We start from the raw sequence: 21,985 nt of genomic DNA on the forward strand, positions 1-21,985 counted from the left end.
AACACCACCCCCCCCCAATCGTTTATTTTGTGGGGTGGGGGGGTTTGTTTTTTTTTTATACCTCCCGGGGGGGGGGGGGGGGGCGGTTTGCCCCCCGCCCCCCGCGGAGCCCTCGGTTGGTTCGGCCCACGTTCAGCCCAGGTTCAGCCCACGCGGTCGCTCGCTTCCGGGAGGGGGCGGGTGTCCAGGTAGAACCACTCGGCCGTGGGGCTCGGGGCGGGTGAGGACTCCGCGCCGGGATAGGCGGGCAGGCTTACCGCGTCGGGACAGCCCACCGGCCCGGTTGCCGTATCGGGATACCCGACCGGCCCGGTTGCCGTATCGGGATACCCGACCGGCCCGGTTGCCGCGTCCGGATACCCCGTCGGCACACTTGCCGCGCCGGGATGCCCCGTGGGGACGCCTGCCGCGTCGGGATACTCCACCGCCTCGGCCCCCGCGCCCGCCGAGCCCGTCACCCTCTCCCCCGCGTCCTTCGCCTCCGGCACCCGCACCCCTGTGTCCGTCAGCTCCGGCATCAGCAGCTCCACCCGAAGCCCCGCCCCCCGCTGCTGGCTCACGAACTCGTCGATCTGCGTGCGGCAGGCATGGTCCAGGTGGGTCACGCCGAGCAGGTCGAGCCGGATGCGCGGCTTGCCCGAGGCGGCGGCCTGTTCCAGGGCCTCGATCAGACGCGGCAGCCGCAGGAAGGTCGCGTTGCCGGCCATGACGACCTTGGCGGTGTCCTCCTCGATGTGCTGCCGTACGACCGCCTGGGACATCCGCAGCGCGGCCAGCACCACTCCGGCCGCAAGGCCGACGAGGACGCCCTCCAGCAGCGCGGTGGCCGTGATGACGAGGGTGGTCAGCGTCATGACGGCGAACTCGCCCCGGTCCTGGCGCCACATCTTGGGGAACTCCTCCGGCGCGAACAGCTTCCAGCCGCTGTGCACCAGCACCCCCGCGAGCACTGAGATCGGGATCAGCGCAAGGACCTGCGGCAGCAGCAGCGCGAAGGCGAGCAGCCACAGCCCGTGCAGGGTGCGGGAGATCCGGGTCTTCGCCCCGGCCTGGACGTTCGCCGAGCTACGGGCGACGACCGCCGTGACCGGCAGCGCGCCGAAGATGCCGGCGACGGTGTTGCCGGCGCCCTGGGCGATGAGCTCGGTGTTGTACTTGGTGCGCGGTCCGGTGTGCATACGGTCCACGGCCGCCGCGGTGAACAGGCTCTCCGCCGACGCGATCACCGTGAAGGTGAGGATCGCGCTGATGATCCCGGCGTCGGCGAGCCCCGCGAACTGCTCCGGCCCCGGCATGTCGACCGCGTCCGCGAGGTTGCCGACCTGGAGCGTCTTCACGTTCACGCCCGGCAGTGCGGCGACCGCGATACCGATACCGACGGCGACGAGCGCGGCCGGGATCTTCCTGACCGGGCCCGGCACCTTCTTCCAGACGAAACTGAGCACGATCGTGACGACGCCGAGCCCGGCCGCGGTCATCGCCTGCGGATCGGCGGCGACGTCGGCGACCAGCCCGGGGACGCCGGCGATGTTCTCGAACGGCGTGCCCGGGGCCTTCGCGTCGGACATCGGATACAGCTGACTGAACATCAGCGGCAGCCCGATGCCGGCGAGCATGCCCTGGACAACGGCGAGGGAGATCGCCTGGAACATCCGGCCGAGCTTCACCAGCCCCAGCACGATCTGGAGGATGCCGGTGAACAGGACGATCACTCCGAGCATGACGACGCCGTGTTCGAGCACGGTCTCCGCGACGAGGGCGGCGAGACCGGCCGCCGGACCGCTGACCTGGAGGGTGCTTCCCCGGATCGCCCCGACCACCAGCCCGCCGATGACCCCGGAGATGATCCCCAGCTCGGCCGGCACCCCGGAGGCGACCGCGACGCCGATGCACAGCGGCAGCGCCACCAGGAACACGACGAGCGAGGCGGTGATCTCGGTGCCGAGGTCGACGCCGGAGCCTGAGCCGCCCTTCCGGGGCGCGGAGCCGCCCTTCCGTGGCCCGGCCGCCCGCCGGTGCGCCCCGCTCATGACCCGTGCACCCGGAACCGGCCGTCCTCGTCCAGCTCGTGGACCGTGCCGGTGTCGATCTCGTAGTACCAGCCGTGCAGCCGCAGCCGGCCGGTGTCGATCATCCGCCGGGCGACCGGATAGCCGCGCAGGACGGCGAGCTGATTGCGGACGTTGAGCTGCACGACCTCACGCAGCACCGGATCCCCCGACCGCCGTCCCGCCCCGCCGAGTACGGGTTCCAGCCCCGGCCGCGCATGCTCGAGCCACGCATCGACGCGCGGCAGCCCGGACAGATCGGTGCCGTGTGTGAGCGCGCTCATAGCACCGCAGTGGGAATGGCCACACACCACGACGTCCTGAACGCCCAGCACTTCGAGCGCGTACTCGATGGTGGCGGCCTCGCCGGAGGCCGCGCCCTGCTCGTCGTACGGCGGCACGATATTGCCCGCATTGCGCAGCTCGAATATCTCCCCGGGCCGCGCTCCGGTGATCAACGCGGGAATCACCCGCGAGTCCGAGCAGCTAATGAACAAGGCCTCGGGAAATTGCCCGACGGCCAGTTTCCGGTATTCGTCGCCCTCGAAGTCGACCCGTCGCCTGAACGAGCGGGCGCGGTCCAGCAACGCCTTCACTGTGCCTCCATGACACTGGTTCCGACCAGGAGTCACGAAGGTAGGGGGGTGTACCCCAGAGGAAGGTTAAGCGAACCCCAAGGAAAAGAAGCACAAGCGGTTTCTGAGGGCCATTTCACAAAGGCCGGGATCAGGACACCCTCGTGTGTATTTCCTTGTAGCGTGTCGACTCCCACAACAAGGGATTCGTGTTGTCCGGATTTTTTATGGAGAGACAGGACGCCATGGGCGTACGAGTGCTGCTCATCGAGGACGACGAGTCGATCGCCGAACCGCTCGCCGACGGACTGCGGCACTTCGGCCTGACGGTCCACCACGTGGCCACCGGAGCGGAGGGACTGGCGGGACCGTACGGCGATGTCGTGCTGCTCGACCTCGGCCTGCCGGACATGGACGGCATCGACGTCTGCCGCGGCATCCGCCGGTCCTCCGACGTCCCCGTCATCATCCTCAGCGCGCGGGGCGAGGAGGCCGACCGCGTGCTGGGTCTGGAGCTGGGCGCCGACGACTATCTGGCGAAGCCGTTCAGCGTACGGGAGCTGGTGGCCCGGATCCGCGCCGCGCACCGCCGCCACCGACTGCCGCCCGCCGCCGACCCGTACGCGCAGCAGTCGTCGTACGAGGGCGAGTCGGCCGGCCACGAGACGCCGTACACCGATCCGGCGGACGACACCCCACCCGCATCAGCCGGCCCTCTTGTGGTGGACCGGCGGACCCGGCAGGTGTGGGTCGGGGACGTGCCCGTGACGCTGACGCCGAAGGAGTTCGAACTGCTGGCGCTGCTGTCCGAGGACGCCGGAGCGGTCTACTCGCGACAGGAGATCCTCAACCGGGTGTGGGACGACCACTACGAGGGCCCCACCAAGACCCTGGACGTGCACGTCGCCACCCTGCGCCGCAAGCTGGGCCACCCGGCGTGGATCCAGACCCTGCGGGGCGTCGGCTTCCGGCTCGCCGTGCGCAGCCCCGCACCGGACCCCCCGCACGGCCCCACCGCCTCATGACCCGCCGGCTGCTGCTGAGCCACCTCAGCCTGGCCGCGCTCGTCCTGCTCGGCCTGGAGATTCCACTGGGGTTCGTCTACACGCGGGCCGAGCGCGAACGGATCGTCAACTCCGCGAAGAGCGAGGCCGATTCGGTCGCCGCGTACGCCGAGTTGTCGGTCGCAGCCCGGCGCCGAGACCAGCTCGCCGAACGGGCCGAGCACTGCGCCGAGCGCATCGGCGGACAGGTGGTCGTCCTCGCTGCGGACGGCAGCCTGCTGGCCGCCGCACCCCGGCTGTCCGGCGCGGAGGAACGCGACCTCGCCACCCGCCCCGAGGTCACGGCGGCACTGCAGGGCAGGCCCAGCACGGACGTCCACGCCTCCACGATCGGCGGCGTGCACTACCTGTCGGTAGCGGCTCCGGTCGGCCACCGCGCGCCCGACGGCTCGGCGCAGGGCGCGGTACGGGTCACCCTGCCGACGGACGCGGTGAACGCCCGAGTGCACCGGGTGTGGCTGCTGCTGGCCCTGGTGGGCCTCGCCGTCCTCACCGGCGTCGGGGCGGTGGCGTTCGCGTTCGCACGCTGGGCGGGCCGCCCCCTCCGGCGGCTGGAGGAGGCCGCGCACCGGCTCGCCGACGGCGGCCCGGCCGCCCCGGTGCCGGTCACATCGGGCCCACCGGAGGTACGCAGCCTGGCGGCCGCGTTCAACCGCACCGCGGCCCGTCTCGAACACCTCCTCGCCTCCCAGCGCGCCTTCGCCGGCGAGGCCTCCCACCAGCTGAAGACCCCCCTCGCCGCCCTGCGACTGCGCCTGGAGAACCTGGAGCCCGCCGTCGCCCGGCGCGCCCGGCCCCGCCTCGCCGCCGCCATCACCGAGACCGACCGGCTGGCCCGGATGGTCGAGGGCCTGCTGGCGATGGCCCGCCTGGAGGAGGACGCCGCCACACCCGGCCCGGTCGACGTGGGCGAGGTGTGCGCAGAACGGCACCGCGCCTGGCTGCCGCTGTTCGAACGCGAGGGCGTCTCCCTCGTCCTGTTCGCCGGCAGCGTGGGCCCGGTACTCGCCGTCCCCGGCGCCGTGGAACAGATCCTGGACAACCTCCTGTCCAACGCATTGCGGGCCTCCCCCGCCGACAGCACGGTCACCATGGAGCTGCGGCTGCACACCCCCTCCCGCCGCCCGCTGCGCGACAGTCGCCCCTGCTGGGTCGACCTGCACGTCACCGACGAGGGCCCCGGGATGACGGCGGAACAGCGCGCCCGCGCCTTCGACCGCTTCTGGCGCGCGCCCGGCGCCCCGAAGGGCGGCACCGGCCTGGGCCTGTCCCTGGTACAGCGCCTCGCCCACGCCAGCGGCGGCGAGGTGAGCCTGCGCCCGGCGGCCACCGGCGGCCTGGACGCAGTGGTCCGCCTCCCCTCCGCAGAGCCCCCGCCCGTACGCCCACGCCGCCCCGCCCCCGTATACGCCGACGCGGCACGACCCGGCCACGACCTGTCCACTCCGCTCTCCTAGGAGGTCGTTTCAGCTGGTGTTTCTGCGGTGACCGATGAGGGCTGCGACGATGGTGACGCTGTCGAGTTCCTGTCGAGTTTGCCGAGTCGGTCGAGTTCGCCGAAGTCATCGAGTTACATCGGGTCCCACCGACCCTTCCTGCGCCACCCTTCACGGAGGTCCGAACCATGACTCGGAACCGCCCCCAGCCGTCCCGGCGCGCCTTCCTCGGCGGTACCGCCGTCGCCGCGCTCACGGTGGCCGCCGGCACCGGCACGGCCCACGCGGGCACGAAGACCGACTGGCCGACGGAGTTCCCGCTCCCCGACGGCTGGCTCCCCGAGGGCATCACCATCGGCAGCAAGCCGTACGCCTACATGGGCTCCCGCGCCAACGGCGCCGTCTACCGCACCGACCTGCGCACCGGCGAGGGCAGGGTCCTCCACCCGGGCGCCACGGGCACAGCGTCGATCGGCCTGAAGCTGGACCGGGACGGCCTGCTCTACATGGCCGGTGGAGGAGGCGGTACGGCGAGGATCGTCGACTCCCGCACGGGCGAACTGCTGAGGACGTACCAACTCACCACGTCCACACCGACATTCATCAACGACGTGATCCTGCAGGGCGACCGCGCATGGTTCACCGACTCCCGCAACCCGATCCTCTACGGCGTACGGCGCGGCCACTCCGGCGAGATCCGCGTCCTGCCGCTGACCGGCGACTGGGTCCAGCTGCCCGACGTCAACAACGCCAACGGCATCGTCGGCACGCCGGACGGCCGGGGCCTGATAGTCGTGAAAAGCACCCCGGGCACGCTCTACCACGTCTCGCTGAAGACCGGCGAGGCGCGCGAAATCACCCTCTCCGGCGCGGACTCGGTGGTGAACGGCGACGGCCTGGTCCGCATCGGCCACACGCTGTACGTGGTCCAGAACCGCCTGAACCTGATCAGCGTCTGGGACCTGGCCCGCGACCTCCGCACGGCCACCCTCCGCACCACGATCACGGACCCCCGCTTCGACGTCCCCAGCACAGCCGCCCGCTACGGCAACCGCCTGTACCTGGTCAACGCCCGCTTCACGAGCCCACAGACACCGGAGACGACGTTCAACGGGGTGGCGGTCTCTCTCTGACGGTCCCTCTCTGACGACACGCACGCACACCGAGGCGGCACCTCCGGACAGGTGCCGCCCTACGGTGGACACATGAAGCTCTCGCCCCTCGATGCCCGGCAACGCTTCGTCGCGTCGCCGGTCGCCCGGCTGGCGACAGCCGACACCCGGGGCGTGCCCCATGCAGTCCCCGTGACCTTCGTGGTCGAGCACGACGTCGTGTACTTCGCGGTGGACGACAAGCCCAAGAGCACCTGGGACCTGCGCCGCCTGCGCAACATCCGGGAAAACCCCTCGGTGACGGTGCTGGTCGACCACTACGACGAGGACTGGTCGACCCTGTGGTGGGCCCGTGCGGACGGGCGCGGGGAGGTACTGGAGGACGGGCGGGAACGGCTTTCGGCGGTGGAGTTGCTGTGCGGCAAGTACGGGCAGTACCAGGACTCCCCTCCGCAGGGCCCTGTGGTCGCCGTTCGGGTGGAGCGGTGGAGCGGCTGGGCGGCTCGTTCACAGAATGGCGTTTCATGAGCGGAGGGCTACCGTCCGGTCACGTCACGTTCGCATCACGGGTCCGTCATTTCGCCGCAGTATCGACCAGGCCCTCCCATACCTTCATCACCTCGCTGTCCACGCCGATCACCTCTCCGTGATCGTGCGCATGGATATCCGCATGAAGCTGGGGGCTCCCTGTGAACGTGTTCCGCAAGCCTGCCGCCGTGGCCGTCGCCGCGCTGGCGCTGGCCGCTCTGCCGGCCACCGCCGAGGCCCATGACGGCAGCCACCCGTTCAAGAACTGCACCGAGGCGTACGAGAACGGGTACGCCGGCATCCCCGAGGGTGACGAGCACTACGGCGACCATCTGGACCGCGACGGGGACGGCGTGGGCTGCGACCAACCGCCCGCGGACTTCGTGCCCGCCGATGACGAGGCGACCGACAGCGGTGAGGGCGCCTCCTCCGACGCAGGGGCGCAGGAGGACACCGACCTGGCCGAGACCGGCGGCAGCAGCGCCACCCCGTACCTCGCGGGCGGCGGCGCGGCCGTTCTGCTCGCCGGGGGCGGCGTGCTCTTCGTGGCACGCAGGCGCCGCGACGCCCGCTGACCACCCCCGAGGCACGGCAAAGGGGGCGGCACCCTCCGCACAGGGTGCCGCCCCCTCTTCCTGCGTGCCGGAGCCGCCGCCGGATCGGTGAGGGTCGGGGATCAGCGGCGGCTCCGGGGTCGGTGGGTCAGCGGTGGTCGCTGCCCGTCGACTGGGACGCCGCCCGGCCCGCCTCCAGGCGCGCCACCGGAATCCGGAACGGTGAGCAGGAGACGTAGTCCAGTCCCACCTCGTGGAAGAAGTGGACCGACTCGGGGTCGCCGCCGTGTTCGCCACAGACGCCGAGCTTGAGGTCGGGGCGGGTTTCGCGGCCGGCCTTCGCGGCGGCGGCGACCAGCGAACCCACGCCGTCCTTGTCGATGGTCTCGAAGGGGCTGACGCCGAAGATGCCCTTCTCCAGGTATGCGGTGAAGAAGCTCGCCTCCACGTCGTCGCGGCTGAAGCCCCAGACCGTCTGCGTCAGGTCGTTCGTGCCGAAACTGAAGAACTCGGCCGCCTCGGCGATCTGAGCGGCGGTCAGCGCTGCGCGCGGCAGTTCGATCATCGTGCCGATCGCCAGCTTCAGTTCGGTACCGCTCGCGGCCTGGACCTCCGCGATGACCCGGTCGGCCTCCTCGCGGACGATCTCCAGTTCCTGGACCGTGCCGACGAGCGGGATCATGATCTCGGCGCGCGGGTCGCCCTTGGCGGACTTGCGTTCGGCAGCGGCCTCCGCGATCGCCCGTACCTGCATCGTGAACAGGCCCGGGATGACCAGGCCCAGACGTACGCCGCGCAGGCCGAGCATCGGGTTCTGCTCGTGCAGGCGGTGCACCGCCTGGAGGAGGCGCAGTTCGTTCTCGTGCGGCTCCTGACGGGACTCCGCCAGGGCGACACGGACGGACAGTTCCGTGATGTCGGGGAGGAACTCGTGCAGCGGGGGGTCGAGGAGACGGATCGTCACCGGGAGGCCGTCCATCGCCGAGAACAGCTCCACGAAGTCCTGCTTCTGGAGCGGGAGCAGCTCCTTCAGGGACTCCTCACGCTCGGCCTCCGTGTCGGCCAGGATGAGGCGCTCGACCAGCTCACGGCGGTCGCCGAGGAACATGTGCTCCGTACGGCACAGACCGATGCCCTGGGCGCCGAAGCGACGGGCGCGCAGCGCGTCCTCGGCGTTGTCCGCGTTGGCGCGCACCCGCAGGCGCCGCTTGCGGTCGGCGAACGCCATGATCCGGTGCACGGCCTCGACCAGTTCGTCGGCGTCCTGGGCACCCGCGTGCATCCGGCCCTCGAAGTACTCCACGACCGGAGACGGAACCACCGGCACCTCACCGAGGTACACCTTGCCGCTGGAGCCGTCGATGGAGATGAGGTCACCCTCCTCCACCACATGCCCACCCGGCACCGTCATCCGGCGCCGCTTGGTGTCGACCTCCAGCTCCTCCGCGCCGCAGACACAGGTCTTGCCCATGCCGCGGGCCACCACGGCCGCGTGGGAGGTCTTGCCGCCGCGGGACGTCAGGATGCCCTCGGCCGCGATCATGCCGTCCAGGTCGTCCGGGTTCGTCTCACGGCGGATCAGGATGACCTTCTCGCCGGAACGCGACCACTTCACCGCGGTGTACGAGTCGAAGACCGCCTTGCCGACCGCCGCACCCGGCGACGCCGCGATGCCCCGGCCGACCTGCTCGACCTTGGCGTGCTCGTCGAAGCGCGGGAACATCAGCTGGGCGAGCTGGGCGCCGTTGACTCGCTGGAGCGCCTCGGCTTCATCAATGAGCCCCTGGTCGACCAGCTGCGTGGCGATACGGAACGCCGCACCCGCGGTGCGCTTGCCGACGCGGGTCTGGAGCATCCACAGCCGGCCGCGCTCGATGGTGAACTCGATGTCGCAGAGGTCCTTGTAGTGGTTCTCCAGCGTCTCCATGATCTGCATCAGCTGGTCGTACGACTGCTTGTCGATCTGTTCCAGCTCCGCGAGCGGGACCGTGTTGCGGATGCCGGCCACCACGTCCTCGCCCTGGGCGTTCTGGAGGTAGTCGCCGTAGACGCCCTGGTGGCCGGAGGCGGGGTCGCGGGTGAAGGCGACGCCCGTGCCGGAGTCCGGGCCCAGGTTGCCGAAGACCATGGAGCAGACGTTGACCGCGGTGCCCAGGTCGTGCGGGATGCGCTCCTGGCGGCGGTAGAGCTTGGCGCGGTCGCCGTTCCAGGAGTCGAAGACCGCCTTGATGGCGAGGTCCATCTGCTCGCGCGGGTCCTGCGGGAAGTCCCGGCCGGCCTCGGTCTTGACGATCTTCTTGAAGCGGGTGACCAGCTTCTTCAGGTCCGCGGCCTCCAGCTCGGTGTCGACCGTGACCTTCTTGGCCTCCTTGGCCTTCTCCAGCGCCTCCTCGAAGAGGTCACCGTCGACGCCGAGGACGGTCTTGCCGAACATCTGGATGAGGCGGCGGTAGGAGTCCCAGGCGAAGCGTTCGTCGCCGGCCTGCTTGGCGAGGCCCTGCACCGACTTGTCGGACAGGCCGATGTTGAGGACCGTGTCCATCATGCCAGGCATGGAGAACTTGGCGCCGGAGCGGACGGAGACGAGCAGAGGGTTGTCCGCCTGGCCCAGCTTCTTGCCCATGCGCTGCTCCAGCGCGTCGAGGTGCGCACTCACCTCGTCACGCAGTGCCGCCGGCTCCTCGCCGCTGTCGAGGTAGACCTTGCAGGCCTCGGTGGTGATGGTGAAGCCGGGCGGGACGGGGAGGCCCAGGTTGGTCATCTCGGCGAGGTTCGCGCCCTTGCCGCCGAGGAGGTCCTTGAGGTCCTTGTTGCCCTCGGTGAAGTCGTAAACGAACTTCACGCCCTCAACGCTCGAACCAGCCTGAGCTGCTACGTGGGGATCTTTGTTTTCCGACACGGGTCCCAACTCCTTGAGGACGCGGTGGCTGCCCTGACGGCGAGGAACATACCCAGATCGAAGGCGCCTGGGTACGTCCACTTGCCCGTCATGCGCCTGTAACCAGGCGTCCGCCACCGGATCGAAAGTCAAAGCTTGGTAAGCGGTGGCGGGCGGATGTTTTCACTTCTTGAACGCACACCTACCCAGAGGCCAGGATTCTCGCTCATATGAGCGGTCTACAGCACGTCTGATTTCGATCGATGAACGATCAAGGGGTGGCACTCAGTGCCACCCCTTGGAGAAGTGCAGTCGCGCATGATCCGCTCATCTGAGCGCGACCCTTATCAAGGGTGGCGAGAATCACGCTGCCACAGGGGGCGGGATTTCACCATGCGGACGACCGCGAGAGACCGCAACCGGAGCGTCACACCGTCACACCCCGAGCGCCCGCAGCCTCTCCTCCACCCGCTCCGGCGCGTACAGGTGCTCCACGACCAGTGCCCCCGCCCCCACCAGCCCCGCCCGCTCCCCCAGCCGCGAGGTCACGACGTCCAGCCGGGCCGTGGAGCGGGGCAGCGCCCGCTGGTACAGCAGCTCCCGTACGCCGGTGACGAAGGAAGTTCCGGCCAGGTCGCCCGCGATCATCAGCACCCCGGGGTTCAGCAGGGTCACGACCGTCGCCAGTACGTCCCCGACCCGGCGCCCGGCCTCCCGGGCCAGCCCCGTCGCCTCCGGATGCCCGGCCGCGAGCAGGTCCCGCACATCTGCGCCGGAGGTGGCCGGCACCCCGGTCTCGGCCAGCCGCCGGGCCACGGCGCCCCCGCTGGCGACGGCGGCCAGACAGCCGTAGGAGCCGCAGCGGCAGAGCGCATCCGCGCCCTCCGGCACCCTGATGTGGCCGATGTCGCCGGCGCCGCCGTCGATGCCCCGGTACAGCGAGCCGTCCACCACGACTCCCGCGCCGATACCCGTTGACACCTTGACCAGCACGAACGCCGAGCAGTCCGGGTAGCCGGTGCGCTGTTCGCCGTACGCCATGAGGTTGGCGTCGTTGTCCACCAGGACCGGTATCTCACCGGCGCCCGTGTGCTCGCTGAACGCCCGGGCCAGGCGGGTGCGTATGTCGTAGCCGTCCCAGCCCGGCATGATCGGGGGCTGGACCACCCGGCCGGTTTCGGTGTCGACCGGGCCCGGCACGGCGAGACCGATACCGCAGACCTCCTGCGCACCGCGCCCGGCCTTGACCAGCAGCTCCGCGAACCAGCGGCCCAGCTCACCGAGGACCTGCTCCGGGCCGTCCTCGATGACCAGGGTGCCGCCGTGCTCGGCGAGGATCTCGCCGCTCAGCGTCAGGACGGCGGCACGTGCGTGCCGGGTGTCGAGGTCGGCGGCGAGGACGACCGCGTGGGCGTCGTCGAACTCCAGGGTGATGGAGGGCCGGCCGCCGAGGGGGGAGTCGACCGGGCCGCCGGCGCCCTCGCGCAGCCAGCCCGCGCGGAAGAGGCGGTCCAGGCGCTGGCCGACCGTGGCGCGGGAGAGACCGGTGACCTGTTGGAGCGCACCCCGGGTGGTGGCGCGGCCGCTGCGCACCAGCTCGAGCAGTTCCCCGGCGCTCGCCTGGCTCGCGCTCCGTCCAGCCATACCTGCGCACCCCCTTGTGTTTCTCAACCCTGCATTACATATTGGGTTTTGCGTGTTAAATAGACGTAACCCTACGGTAGCGATGGTCAAACCGGTCGCCTGGACGTCTTTTCGGGGAGCCCCGAGTGGATCGCACTGCCCAGCTCACATTCCGTCCCGCCGCGCGGGAGGTTGTATACGATCCGGGCCCGGCGCCGGACTCGCCGCATCTCAGGGCCGCGCGCGTCCTGGAGGGCAACTGGACCGGAACGTCGACGGTGCCCTCGCGCGGCCTGTACCCGCACCAGTGGTCCTGGGACTCGGGGTTCATCGCGATCGGGCTCCGGCATCTGTCGCCGTTACGGGCCCAGACGGAGCTGGAGACGCTGCTGGCCGCGCAGTGGGGCGACGGGCGGATCCCGCACATCGTCTTCAACCCCTCCGTGCCGCTGGACGCGTACTTCCCGAGCCCCGACTTCTGGCGCTCCTCGACCGCGGGACGCGCTGCGGGTGCCCCGCGCACCGTACAGACCTCCGGCATCGTGCAGCCACCGGTGCATGCGCTGGCGGCCTGGCTGGTGCACTGCGCCGACCCGGGGCTGTCGCGGGCGCGCGGCTTCCTCGCCGGCGTGTATCCGCGGCTGGCGGCCTGGCACCGCTATCTGCTGCACCGGCGTGACCTGGGCGGGGGCGGGCTCGCGTCGGTCGTGCACCCGTGGGAGCAGGGGATGGACAACAGCCCCTGCTGGGACGCCCCGCTCGCCCGTGTCACCCCGGCCCCTGCCCGCTCCTTCCGCCGCGCCGACCTCGCCCACGGCGCGCCCGAGGACAGGCCGACGGACCTCGACTACGGGCGGTATGTGCGGCTGGCGACGGACTACCGGGACCGGGGTTACGCCGACGGGGACAGCGCGTTCGCCGTGGAGGACCCGGCGTTCAACGCACTGCTGATCGCCTCCGAGCACGCGCTGGCCCGGATCGCCCGCGAGCTGGGCGCGACGGGCACGGCCCGGCAGGCCCGCGCGGAGCGCCTGACGGGCGTCCTCATCGACCGGCTGTGGGATCCGGCGGAGGGGATGTTCTTCTGCCGGGACGTCCGCAGCGGCCGGGACATCCGAAACGGCCAGGACGCCCCCAGCAGCCAGGACGCCCGCAGCGGCGACCTGATCCCCGAACGCAGCGTCTCCGGCCTCGTCCCCCTCCTCCTGCCCACCCTCCCCCGCGCCCTCGTCGCCGCCCTCGTGCGCACGCTCACCGGCCCGCACTTCGGCACCGGCACCCGGCTCGTGCCGAGCTACGACCTGCTCGGCGAGGCCTTCGATCCGCACCGGTACTGGCGCGGCCCTGCCTGGTTCAACACGAGCTGGCTGCTGGAGCGGGGCCTGAGGGTGCACGGCGAGACGGAGCGGGCCGACGCGCTGCGCGAGGCGATGCTCGACACCGCCGACGCGTCCGGGTTCGCAGAGTACGTGGACCCGTACACCGGCGCGGCCTGCGGAGCCACCGGCTTCAGCTGGACCGCCGCGCTCACACTCGACCTGCTGGAAGCCAAGGTGGCCGACGCAACCAACGGAGCCAAGGGAGGGGACCTGGGATGACGAACCGGCATCATCTGCTCGTGCACGGCGGGACGTTCGCCGCCGTGGGCGACAGCGGAGACATCAGCGGTGTGCGGAGCGGCAGCTCCCCGGACGGGCTGTTCGTGCGCGACGGCCGACACCTCAGCCGCTGGCAGCTCACGGTCGACGGCGCCGTGCCGGAGGCCCTGAGCCCCGTGACCGGCGGGGACACCACGCGCTGTGTGCTGGTCCCGCGGGGCGGCCGCCAGGAACCGGCCGCGTACGCGCTCTTCCGTGAACAGGCCGTCGGAGACTGCTCGTTCGTCGAGTCGCTGCGCGTCACCAGCAACCGCCCGGTGCCGACCACGATCCGCCTCGCCATCACCGCCGACGCCGACTTCACCGACCAGTTCGAACTGCGCTCGGACCACCGCACCTACACCAAGCCCGGCGCCCTGCGCTCCCGCCAGGTCCTCGACGACGGCGTGGAGTTCACCTACCGGCGCGGCGAGTGGCGTTCCTGTACGACGGTGACGGCCGAGCCCCCGCCGGACGCCGTCGAGGAGACCGGCACCGGCGCGCGCCGCCTCGTCTGGACCCTCGACCTGGAACCGCACGGCACGGCGGAGCTGACCCTGCGGGTCATGGCGCGCCCGCACGGCGAGAAGCGGGCGCTGCGCGTACCGCGCTCCCCCGCCGCCGTCACCGAGCAACTCCTCGACAAGGAGGGCAGGTTCGTCGAGGGCATCGCCTTCCCGACCGGCTGGCCGGAACTGGCGGCGGCCTGTGCGCGCGGCCTCGCCGACCTGGCCGCGTTGCAGGTACCGGCCACCGGACCGGACGGCGAGGAACTGCGCGTCCCCGCCGCAGGGGCGCCCTGGTTCCTGACCCTGCTCGGCCGCGACGCCCTGCTCACCTCCCTGTTCGCCCTCCCGTACCGCCCCCAGCTCGCCGCCGCCACGCTCCCGGCGCTGGCCGCGACCCAGGCGACCGGGACGAACGCCGAGTCGGTCGCCCAGCCCGGCAAGATCGTGCACGAGGTGCGGGGCGGCGAGCTGGCCCACTTCGGGCAGGTGCCGTACGGGCGTTACTACGGCTCGGTGGACGCGACCCCGCTGTTCCTCGTCCTGCTCGGGGCGTACGTCGAGCAGACCGGGGACACCGGGCCGGCCCGCCGGCTTCAGCAGCACGCCCGCGCGGCGGTCGGCTGGATGCTGGACCACGGCGGGCTGACCTCGCGCGGCTATCTCGTCTACCGCGCCGACCAGGGCGGCCTGGCCAACCAGAACTGGAAGGACTCCCCCGGCGCGATCTGCTGCGCCGACGGCACCCGGCCGACCGGGCCGGTGATGGCGGCGGGCGCGCAGGGCTACGCGTACGACGCGCTGCGCCGCACGGCGTGGCTGGCCCGCGCGGTGTGGCGCGACGAGACGTACGCGGCGCTGCTGGAGCAGGCGGCCGGTGATCTGCGGGACCGTTTCCAGCGGGACTTCTGGATGCCGGACCGCTCCTTCCCGGCGCTCGCGCTCGACGGCGACGGGCGCCAGGTGGACGCGCTGGCGTCGGACGCCGGGCATCTGCTCTGGTCGGGGCTGCTGGACAAGGAGTACGGCGAGCTCGTCGGTCGGCGGCTCCTCGAACCCGACTTCTTCTCGGGCTGGGGGGTGCGCACGCTGGCGGGGGGGCAAGCGGCGTACCACCCGCTGTCGTACCACCGCGGTTCGGTCTGGCCGCACGACAACGCGCTGATCACGCTGGGCCTGGCCCGCTACGGCCTGCACGACGAGGCCCGCACCGTCGCCCACGCCCTGGTCGACGCGGCGACCGCGACCGGGCACCGGCTGCCGGAGGTGCTCGCCGGGTACGGCCGGGACACGCATGCCGAGCCGGTGCCGTACCCGCACGCGTGCGAACGGGAGTCCCGCTCGGCGGCGGCGCCGCTGGCGCTGCTGACGGCCGTGGGAGGCGCGTAGCCGCAGGTTCCTGACGGAACGGGTGAACGGAGTCCGGGGTCCAGCCGTACGACACTGCGGCGGACCCGTTCCCCCACGCCGGGTCCGCCGCTTCACAGTGCTTTCGTACGGAGGGACCCTCGGGTGGCTGTCTTCACGCGTCAACCGCAGCACACGACCGATGACGCCCCACAATCCTCGGATCAGACCGCGGAACCCGCCGCCCCCGAAGGCCGCCTGGCCCGCTGGCGCGCCGCCCACCCCACCGCCGCCCGCGCCCTGCGCTGGACCGCGACCGCCCTCTCCGTCGCCCTGGTCCTGTTCGCGCTGCTCGTGCCGAACACCCTCGCCGCCCTCGCATGGGGCAAGTTCGTGCGGATCCCGGTGGAGGCGATCATCGGTGCCGCGGTGCTGCTCGTGCTGCCCCGCCGTCCGCGGCTGGTGGCGGCGATCGTCGCCGGGGTCGGGCTCGCCGCGCTGACCGTGCTCAACCTGCTCGACATGGGCTTCAACGAATACCTCGGCCGCGGCTTCAACCTGGTCCTCGACTGGGGTCTGCTCGACGACGCCCAGTCCTACATGAAGGACACCGTGGGCGGGGCGGGCGCGACCGGGCTGGCCATCGGCGCGATCGTGCTCGCCGTGCTGCTGTTCGCGGTCATGACGCTGGCGACGGTCCGGCTGAGCAACCTGCTCGTCCGGCATCGCACCGTCGCCGTCCGCTCGACGCTCGCCGCCGCCGTCGTATGGACGCTGGCGTACGCGCTCGGCGTGCAGTTCGCCGGGCTGCCGATCGCCTCCGACCATGCGGCGGCGCTGCTGGAGATCCAGGCGCGGCGGGTGCAGACCACGCTGCGCGACGAGGCGGCGTTCGAGCGGGAGGCGAAGGAGGACGTCTTCGGCAGCACGCCCGGCGACCAGCTGGTGCCGGACCTGCGCGGCAAGGACGTCCTCTTCACGTTCATCGAGAGCTACGGCCGCAGCGCGCTCGAGGACCCGCAGATCTCGCCCGGCGTGCTGAAGTCCCTGGACACCGGCGACAAGGCGCTGACCGAGGCGGGGTACGCCGCGAAGAGCGGCTGGCTGACCTCGGCGACCTACGGGGGCAGCAGCTGGCTGGGGCACTCCACGTTCCTGTCGGGCCTGTGGATCAGCAGCCAGCAGCGCTTCCGCACCGTCACCTCCGGCGACCACCTCACCCTCACCAAGGCCTTCCAGAAGACCGGCGACTGGCGGACCGTCGGTGTGGTGCCGGGTGTGCAGAAGGGCTGGCCGGAGGCGAAGTTCTACGGGCTGGACAACGTCTACGACGCCTTCCATCTCGGCTACAAGGGGCCGAAGTTCAGCTGGTCGACGATGCCGGACCAGTACGCGCTGGAGGCGTTCCAGCGACTGGAGCACGGCAAGAAGCGCGACCAGCCGCTGATGGCGGAGATCATCCTGACGTCCAGTCATCAGCCGTGGGCGCCGATCCCGAAGATGGTCGGCTGGGACGAGCTGGGCGACGGCTCGGTCTTCGACGGCATCGAGAAGGCGGGCACCGACCCCTCCGAGGTGATCGCCGACTCGAACCGGTCCAAGGAGGAGTACGGCAAGTCCGTCGCCTACTCGCTCACCAGCCTCACCCAGTGGCTGGAGCGCTACGGCACCGAGGACACCGTCCTGGTCTTCCTCGGCGACCACCAGCCCATCGCCCGGGTCAGCGGCCAGCGCGCCAGCCGGGACGTGCCGATCACGATCGTCGCCAAGGACCCGAAGGTGCTCGACAAGATCTCCGGCTGGGGCTGGACGGACGGCCTCAGGCCGGACCAGGACGCGCCGGTGTGGAAGATGAGCGACTTCCGGGACCGGTTCCTGACGGCGTACGGCTCCAAGCCCAGCGGGTGATCAGCCGCCGGAGGTGTCCAGCTCCGCGTCCTCGCTGATCCCCGCGCAGTCGTACGGGTCCTTCAGCCAGCCGTCCGGGAGCACCACCCGGTTGTTGCCGGACGTACGGCCGCGCGGGCCGTCGGCGCCGGTGGGCCAGGGCTGGTCGAGGTCCAACTCGTCCAGCCCGGAGCAGAGTTCCTCCAGGGAAGAGGTGATCGCGAGCCGCTTGCGCATCTCCGAGCCGACCGCGAAGCCCTTGAGGTACCAGGCGACGTGCTTACGGAAGTCGATGACGCCACGTGACTCGTCGCCGATCCACTCGCCGAGCAGGGTGGCGTGCCGGACCATGACGTCGGCGACCTCGCGCAAGGTGGGCTCACGGAAGTCGGCCCGCCCCTCGAAGGCGGCGACCAGGTCGGCGAAGAGCCACGGCCGCCCGAGGCACCCGCGCCCCACCACGACCCCGTCGCAGCCGGTCTCCCGCACCATCCGCAGCGCGTCCTCGGCCGACCAGATGTCGCCGTTGCCGAGTACGGGGATCTCCGGCACATGCTCCTTCAGCCGGGCGATGGCGTCCCAGTCGGCGGTGCCGCCGTAGTGCTGGGCGGCGGTACGGCCGTGCAGGGCGATGGCGGTGACGCCCTCCTCGACGGCGATACGGCCGGCGTCGAGGTAGGTGATGTGGTCGTCGTCGATGCCCTTGCGCATCTTCATCGTCACCGGCAGATCGCCGGCCCCGCTGACGGCCTCGCGCAGGATGGCGCGGAGCAGGTTGCGCTTGTACGGCAGGGCGGAACCGCCGCCCTTGCGCGTCACCTTGGGCACCGGGCAGCCGAAGTTCAGGTCGATGTGGTCGGCGAGGTCCTCCTCCGCGATCATGCGGACGGCCTTGCCGACGGTCGCCGGGTCCACGCCGTACAGCTGGATCGAACGCGGCCGCTCGGTCGCGTCGAAGTGGATCAGCTGCATGGTCTTCTCGTTGCGCTCGACCAGCGCCCGGGTGGTGATCATCTCGCTCACGAACAGGCCCTTGCCGCCGCTGAACTCCCGGCACAGGGTGCGGAAGGGCGCGTTGGTGATCCCGGCCATGGGGGCCAGGACGACGGGTGGCTGGACGGTGTGCGGACCGATCTGCAGGGGCGTGGACATCCCTCCATTGTGCCGTGCAATGAGTGTGTAAAACTCATTAGTTAGTCGCACTATCGAAATCGGCGTACGATGGGGCGTATGCCCGAGCTCAGCCAACGCCGCCGCCTGCTGGTCCTCGCGATCTGCTGTACGAGCCTGCTGATCGTGAGCCTCGACAACACGGTGCTGAACGTCGCCCTGCCCTCCATGCAGGACGACCTGCGCGCCAGCACCTCGGGCCTGCAGTGGACGATAGACGCGTACACGCTCGTCCTCGCCTCGCTGCTGATGCTCGCGGGCTCCACCGCCGACCGGATCGGCCGCAAGCGGGTCTTCATCGCGGGCCTGATCGTCTTCACGATCGGCTCGGCCCTGTGCTCCGTCGCACCCAACCTGGACATACTGGTGATCTTCCGCATGGTCCAGGCGGTGGGCGGCTCCATGCTCAACCCGGTCGCCATGTCGATCATCACCAACACCTTCACCGACCCGCGCGAGCGCGCCCGCGCGATCGGGGCGTGGGGCGGGGTCGTCGGAATCTCGATGGCGGCGGGACCGCTGGTGGGCGGACTGCTGGTGGAGGCGGTGGACTGGCGGGCGATCTTCTGGATCAACCTGCCGGTGGGCCTCGCTGCGCTGCTGCTGACGCTGCGGTACGTCCCCGAATCCCGCGCCCCGAAGGCCCGGCGGCCCGATCCGGTCGGCCAGGTGCTGGTGATCGCCCTGTTCGGCTCCCTGACGTACGCGATCATCGAGGCGCCGAACGCGGGGCTCGCGACGGTACTGCCGTTCGCGGCGGTCGCGGTCATCGCACTGATCGGCCTGCTCTCGTACGAGCCACGCCGGGCGGAGCCGCTGGTCGACCTGCGTTTCTTCCGGTCGGCTCCCTTCAGCGGGGCCACAGTGATCGCCATCAGCGCGTTCGCGTCGCTGGGCGGGTTCCTGTTCCTGTCGACGCTGTATCTGCAGAACGTGCGCGGCCTGGACGCGCTGCACGCCGGACTGTGGATGCTGCCGATGGCCGCACCGACGCTGGTGTGCGCCCCGTTGGCCGGGCGGCTGCTGGCGAGCGTGGGGCCGCGGCTGCCGTTGCTGATCGCGGGCGTCGCGATGACCGCGAGTCCGCTGCTGTTCGCGGCGTTCGAGGGGGAGACGTCGAACGTCACGCTCTTCCTCGGGTACCTGCTGTTCGGCATCGGATTCGGCTTCGTGAACGCACCGATCACCAATACGGCGGTGTCCGGGATGCCGCGGGCGCAGGCGGGTGTTGCGGCGGCCGTCGCCTCGACCAGTCGGCAACTCGGGCAGACCCTGGGGGTCGCTGTGGTCGGGGCGGTGCTGGTCTCGGGGATCGGGGCGTCGTCGTACCGGGATGCGTTCGTGTCGGCCGCCGGGCCGGGGTGGTGGATTCTCGTGGGGTGCGGGGTGGCCGTGCTGGTGTTCGGTGCGGTGAGCAGCGGGCGGTGGGCCCGGGGGACGGCTGAGCGGACTGCCGAGCGGCTGGAGTCGGAGGAGGTGCGGCAGGTGGTAGGAGCGGGGGATCGCGCCCCTTGAGGGGCGCGGGGAACTGCGCGACCAGCCACGAACGACCCGCGGATACAGAACCGCATATCCAGCGGAGCCAACCGCTTGGACAACTCGCCGTGAAATGACCCCTGTTGATGTTGATCCTGCTGCACACTCCTTGCTGCCCGAAGAGACAGCCGGACGGGGACGCTGGAGGCGTCATGCCGCAGATCGACACGAGCAAGGTCAGCCGCTGGGATCAGCACGGACGCGAGCATGTCGTACGGGTCCAGCGCACCGGCGTGCAGCGCACGATCAGGTGCGAGACCTGCGGCTGGCGGCGGGGCGCGCAGTTTCTGCCCTGGCTGAAGGCGGAAGCGCATCTCGCCGAGGCCCACCAGGCGACGGTGGACCCGTCAGCGGCGTAGCCCCCGCACCAGCAGGTCCACCACCGCGTCGAAGTCCTCCTCGATCCCCGGCTGCGCCCACTCCGGCGCGTAGCAGGGGTCGTGGAAGCGCCCGCTGGCCTGGAACACCCCGCGGGCCGTCCTCCCCGGGTCGGCGGCGACGAAGACGCCCGCCTCGACGCCGGCCTCGATGATCCTGGTCAGCTGGGCGGTGAGGTCGGCGATGTGGTCGGGGACCGCCTCGCCGCTCTCGCCGGTCAGCACCATGTACGTGGCGAACAGCTCCGGATCGTCGCCCGCCTTGCGGCGCTTGGCGTCGAAGAGCGCCCGGAGCCAGTCCCGCAGCCGGGCCTCCGGGTCGCGCTCCTCGGCGACGATGCCGGCCAACGCCTCGGACGTGCGATCCAGCCACCGCTTCGTCACCGCCTCCCGCAGCGCCGCCTTCGTGCGGAAGTGCCGGTAGACGCTGCCGTGGCTGACGCCGAGCGCGCGGGCCACGTCCACCACGGTGGCCTTGGCCGGTCCGTGGCGGCGCAGCACCTCCTCGGTCGCCTCGAGGATGCGCTCGGCTGTCAGGGTCTGGCTGGTCGCAGGCATGAGGTCGACCGTACCTGTCTCCCGGATCAGCGTTCGCTGTCGAGGTGTGCCATCTGCGGCGTCGGGTAGCGCTCACCGGCCGCCGCGTCGGCGGGGACGGCTTCCTCGATCGCCCGCAGGTCGGCTTCGTCCAGGGTCACGTCCAGCGCACCCAGCGCCTCGGTCAGCCGGTCCCGGCGGCGGGCGCCGACCAGGGGCACGATGTCCTCGCCGCGGGAGAGCACCCAGGCGATGGCGATCTGCGCAACGCTCACGCCCTTCTGCTCGGCGATCTTGCGCAGCGCCTCGACGAGGTTCAGGTTGTGCTCGAGGTTCTCGCCCTGGAAGCGCGGCGAGAGCGCCCGGAAGTCGTTCGCCGCGAGCTGCCGGTCACGGGTGAAGTGGCCGGAGATCAGACCGCGGGAGAGGACTCCGTACGCCGTGATGCCGATGCCCAGTTCCCGCGTGGCCGGCAGGATCTCGTCCTCGATGCCGCGCGAGATCAGCGAGTACTCGATCTGCAGGTCGCAGATGGGGGCGGTGGCGGCGGCCCGGCGGATCGTCTCGGCGCCGACCTCGCTCAGGCCGATGTGCCGGACATACCCCTTCTCGACGAGCTCCGCGATCGCGCCGACCGTCTCCTCGATCGGTACGCCGGGGTCGAGCCGGGCGATCCGGTAGACGTCGATGTGGTCGACGCCGAGGCGCTGGAGCGAGTACGCGGCGAAGTTCTTCACGGCGGCCGGGCGGCCGTCGTAGCCGCTCCATCCGCCGTCCGGGTCGCGCAGCGCGCCGAACTTCACGCTGATCTGCGCCTGTTCGCGGTGCGCGGCGGGGGCGGTACGCAGGGCCTCGCCGATCAGCAGCTCGTTGTGGCCCATGCCGTAGAAGTCGCCGGTGTCGAGCAGGGTGACGCCGGCCTCCAGGGCGGCGTGGATGGTGGCGATGGACTCGGCCCGGTCCGCGTCGCCGTACAGCGCGGACATGCCCATGCAGCCGAGGCCGAGGGCGGAGACCTGGGGGCCGGTGGTTCCGAGGGGGCGGGTTCGCATGAGGACTCCTTGGACTTGTTCCGAGGTTGCCTCCACTCTCGCATGACAGATGACAGATTTCAATATCTGTCATCTGTCATTTGCCACAGCCGGGTCGCGACGGCCCCACGCAAAAACG

17 protein-coding genes are annotated in these 21,985 nt (G+C 71.0%); 10 read left to right on the forward strand and 7 right to left on the reverse strand.

The annotated features are described in order from the left end of the window. Nucleotides 1–143: 143 nt before the first annotated feature. Together ACFVJQ_RS21215 and ACFVJQ_RS21220 are read right to left on the reverse strand one after the other, a co-directional pair. Entirely contained in the window at nt 144–2,030 is a 1,887-nt protein-coding gene (locus ACFVJQ_RS21215) for a SulP family inorganic anion transporter (RefSeq protein WP_385785832.1), read from the reverse strand. Beyond that, a complete protein-coding gene (locus tag ACFVJQ_RS21220; protein ID WP_385785835.1) occupies nt 2,027–2,644 on the reverse strand; it encodes a carbonic anhydrase in 618 nt (205 codons plus the stop codon). Before ACFVJQ_RS21220 ends, ACFVJQ_RS21215 begins: the two co-directional genes overlap by 4 nt. A gap of 224 nt (nt 2,645–2,868) precedes the next feature. On the opposite strand from ACFVJQ_RS21220, the gene ACFVJQ_RS21225 reads away from it, so the two are divergent. The 5 genes from ACFVJQ_RS21225 (at nt 2,869) to ACFVJQ_RS21245 (ending at nt 7,338) form a co-directional block, all read left to right on the forward strand. Continuing rightward, a complete protein-coding gene (locus tag ACFVJQ_RS21225; RefSeq protein ID WP_224738484.1) occupies nt 2,869–3,648 on the forward strand; it encodes a response regulator transcription factor in 780 nt (259 codons plus the stop codon). Next, on the forward strand, nt 3,645–5,144 hold the full coding sequence (locus tag ACFVJQ_RS21230; RefSeq protein ID WP_385785838.1) for a sensor histidine kinase: 1,500 nt from the start codon (nt 3,645–3,647) through the stop codon (nt 5,142–5,144). The genes ACFVJQ_RS21225 and ACFVJQ_RS21230 overlap by 4 nt, the downstream gene beginning before the upstream one ends. Nucleotides 5,145–5,311: 167 nt before the next feature. Next, nucleotides 5,312–6,256, forward strand: a complete 945-nt coding sequence (locus ACFVJQ_RS21235) for an SMP-30/gluconolactonase/LRE family protein (protein WP_385513730.1) — start codon at nt 5,312–5,314, stop codon at nt 6,254–6,256. Between the two features lie 72 nt (nt 6,257–6,328). Continuing rightward, nucleotides 6,329–6,763 carry a TIGR03668 family PPOX class F420-dependent oxidoreductase gene (locus ACFVJQ_RS21240; protein WP_385513731.1) on the forward strand — a complete coding sequence of 145 codons (435 nt, stop codon included), beginning with the start codon at nt 6,329–6,331 and terminating at the stop codon, nt 6,761–6,763. Nucleotides 6,764–6,924: 161 nt separating this feature from the next. Continuing rightward, nucleotides 6,925–7,338, forward strand: a complete 414-nt coding sequence (locus ACFVJQ_RS21245; RefSeq protein WP_385513732.1) for an LAETG motif-containing sortase-dependent surface protein — start codon at nt 6,925–6,927, stop codon at nt 7,336–7,338. Nucleotides 7,339–7,465: 127 nt separating this feature from the next. Here the strand turns inward: ACFVJQ_RS21245 and ppdK are convergent, their stop codons facing one another. Both ppdK and ACFVJQ_RS21255 read right to left on the reverse strand, forming a co-directional pair. Then, entirely contained in the window at nt 7,466–10,216 is a 2,751-nt protein-coding gene (ppdK, locus tag ACFVJQ_RS21250) for a pyruvate, phosphate dikinase (RefSeq protein ID WP_224738409.1), read from the reverse strand. A gap of 414 nt (nt 10,217–10,630) precedes the next feature. Beyond that, nucleotides 10,631–11,839, reverse strand: coding sequence for an ROK family protein (locus ACFVJQ_RS21255; protein ID WP_385785843.1), 1,209 nt, complete (start codon nt 11,837–11,839; stop codon nt 10,631–10,633). A gap of 125 nt (nt 11,840–11,964) precedes the next feature. Between ACFVJQ_RS21255 and ACFVJQ_RS21260 the strand changes: the two genes are divergently transcribed. The 3 genes from ACFVJQ_RS21260 to ACFVJQ_RS21270 all read left to right on the forward strand — a co-directional run bounded on the left by ACFVJQ_RS21260 (nt 11,965) and on the right by ACFVJQ_RS21270 (nt 17,216). Then, nucleotides 11,965–13,416: a hypothetical protein gene (locus ACFVJQ_RS21260; protein WP_385785846.1), complete on the forward strand. Its 1,452-nt coding sequence runs from the start codon at nt 11,965–11,967 to the stop codon at nt 13,414–13,416. Further along, a complete protein-coding gene (locus ACFVJQ_RS21265; protein ID WP_385785848.1) occupies nt 13,413–15,350 on the forward strand; it encodes a glycogen debranching N-terminal domain-containing protein in 1,938 nt (645 codons plus the stop codon). Before ACFVJQ_RS21260 ends, ACFVJQ_RS21265 begins: the two co-directional genes overlap by 4 nt. A 123-nt stretch (nt 15,351–15,473) precedes the next feature. Further along, nucleotides 15,474–17,216, forward strand: coding sequence for a CDP-alcohol phosphatidyltransferase (locus ACFVJQ_RS21270; RefSeq protein ID WP_385513737.1), 1,743 nt, complete (start codon nt 15,474–15,476; stop codon nt 17,214–17,216). Here the strand turns inward: ACFVJQ_RS21270 and dusB are convergent, their stop codons facing one another. Next, nucleotides 17,217–18,347, reverse strand: a complete 1,131-nt coding sequence (dusB, locus tag ACFVJQ_RS21275) for a tRNA dihydrouridine synthase DusB (protein WP_385785851.1) — start codon at nt 18,345–18,347, stop codon at nt 17,217–17,219. Nucleotides 18,348–18,425: 78 nt separating this feature from the next. Between dusB and ACFVJQ_RS21280 the strand changes: the two genes are divergently transcribed. Both ACFVJQ_RS21280 and ACFVJQ_RS21285 read left to right on the forward strand, forming a co-directional pair. Then, nucleotides 18,426–19,880 carry an MFS transporter gene (locus ACFVJQ_RS21280; RefSeq protein ID WP_385513739.1) on the forward strand — a complete coding sequence of 485 codons (1,455 nt, stop codon included), beginning with the start codon at nt 18,426–18,428 and terminating at the stop codon, nt 19,878–19,880. Between the two features lie 173 nt (nt 19,881–20,053). Continuing rightward, the gene (locus ACFVJQ_RS21285; protein ID WP_385513740.1) at nt 20,054–20,260 is read left to right on the forward strand and encodes a hypothetical protein; all 207 of its coding nucleotides are present in this window, start codon (nt 20,054–20,056) and stop codon (nt 20,258–20,260) included. Here the strand turns inward: ACFVJQ_RS21285 and ACFVJQ_RS21290 are convergent. After that, a complete protein-coding gene (locus ACFVJQ_RS21290; RefSeq protein ID WP_385513741.1) occupies nt 20,249–20,836 on the reverse strand; it encodes a TetR family transcriptional regulator in 588 nt (195 codons plus the stop codon). The two genes, ACFVJQ_RS21285 and ACFVJQ_RS21290, sit on opposite strands and share 12 nt — an antisense overlap. A gap of 26 nt (nt 20,837–20,862) precedes the next feature. Beyond that, the gene (locus ACFVJQ_RS21295; protein WP_385513742.1) at nt 20,863–21,867 is read right to left on the reverse strand and encodes an aldo/keto reductase; all 1,005 of its coding nucleotides are present in this window, start codon (nt 21,865–21,867) and stop codon (nt 20,863–20,865) included. Nucleotides 21,868–21,985: the final 118 nt, after the last annotated feature.

Origin of the sequence: Streptomyces sp. NPDC127197, assembly GCF_042672405.1 — a bacterium.
In the GTDB taxonomy this organism is placed as follows: Bacteria; Actinomycetota; Actinomycetes; order Streptomycetales; family Streptomycetaceae; genus Streptomyces; species Streptomyces flavusporus.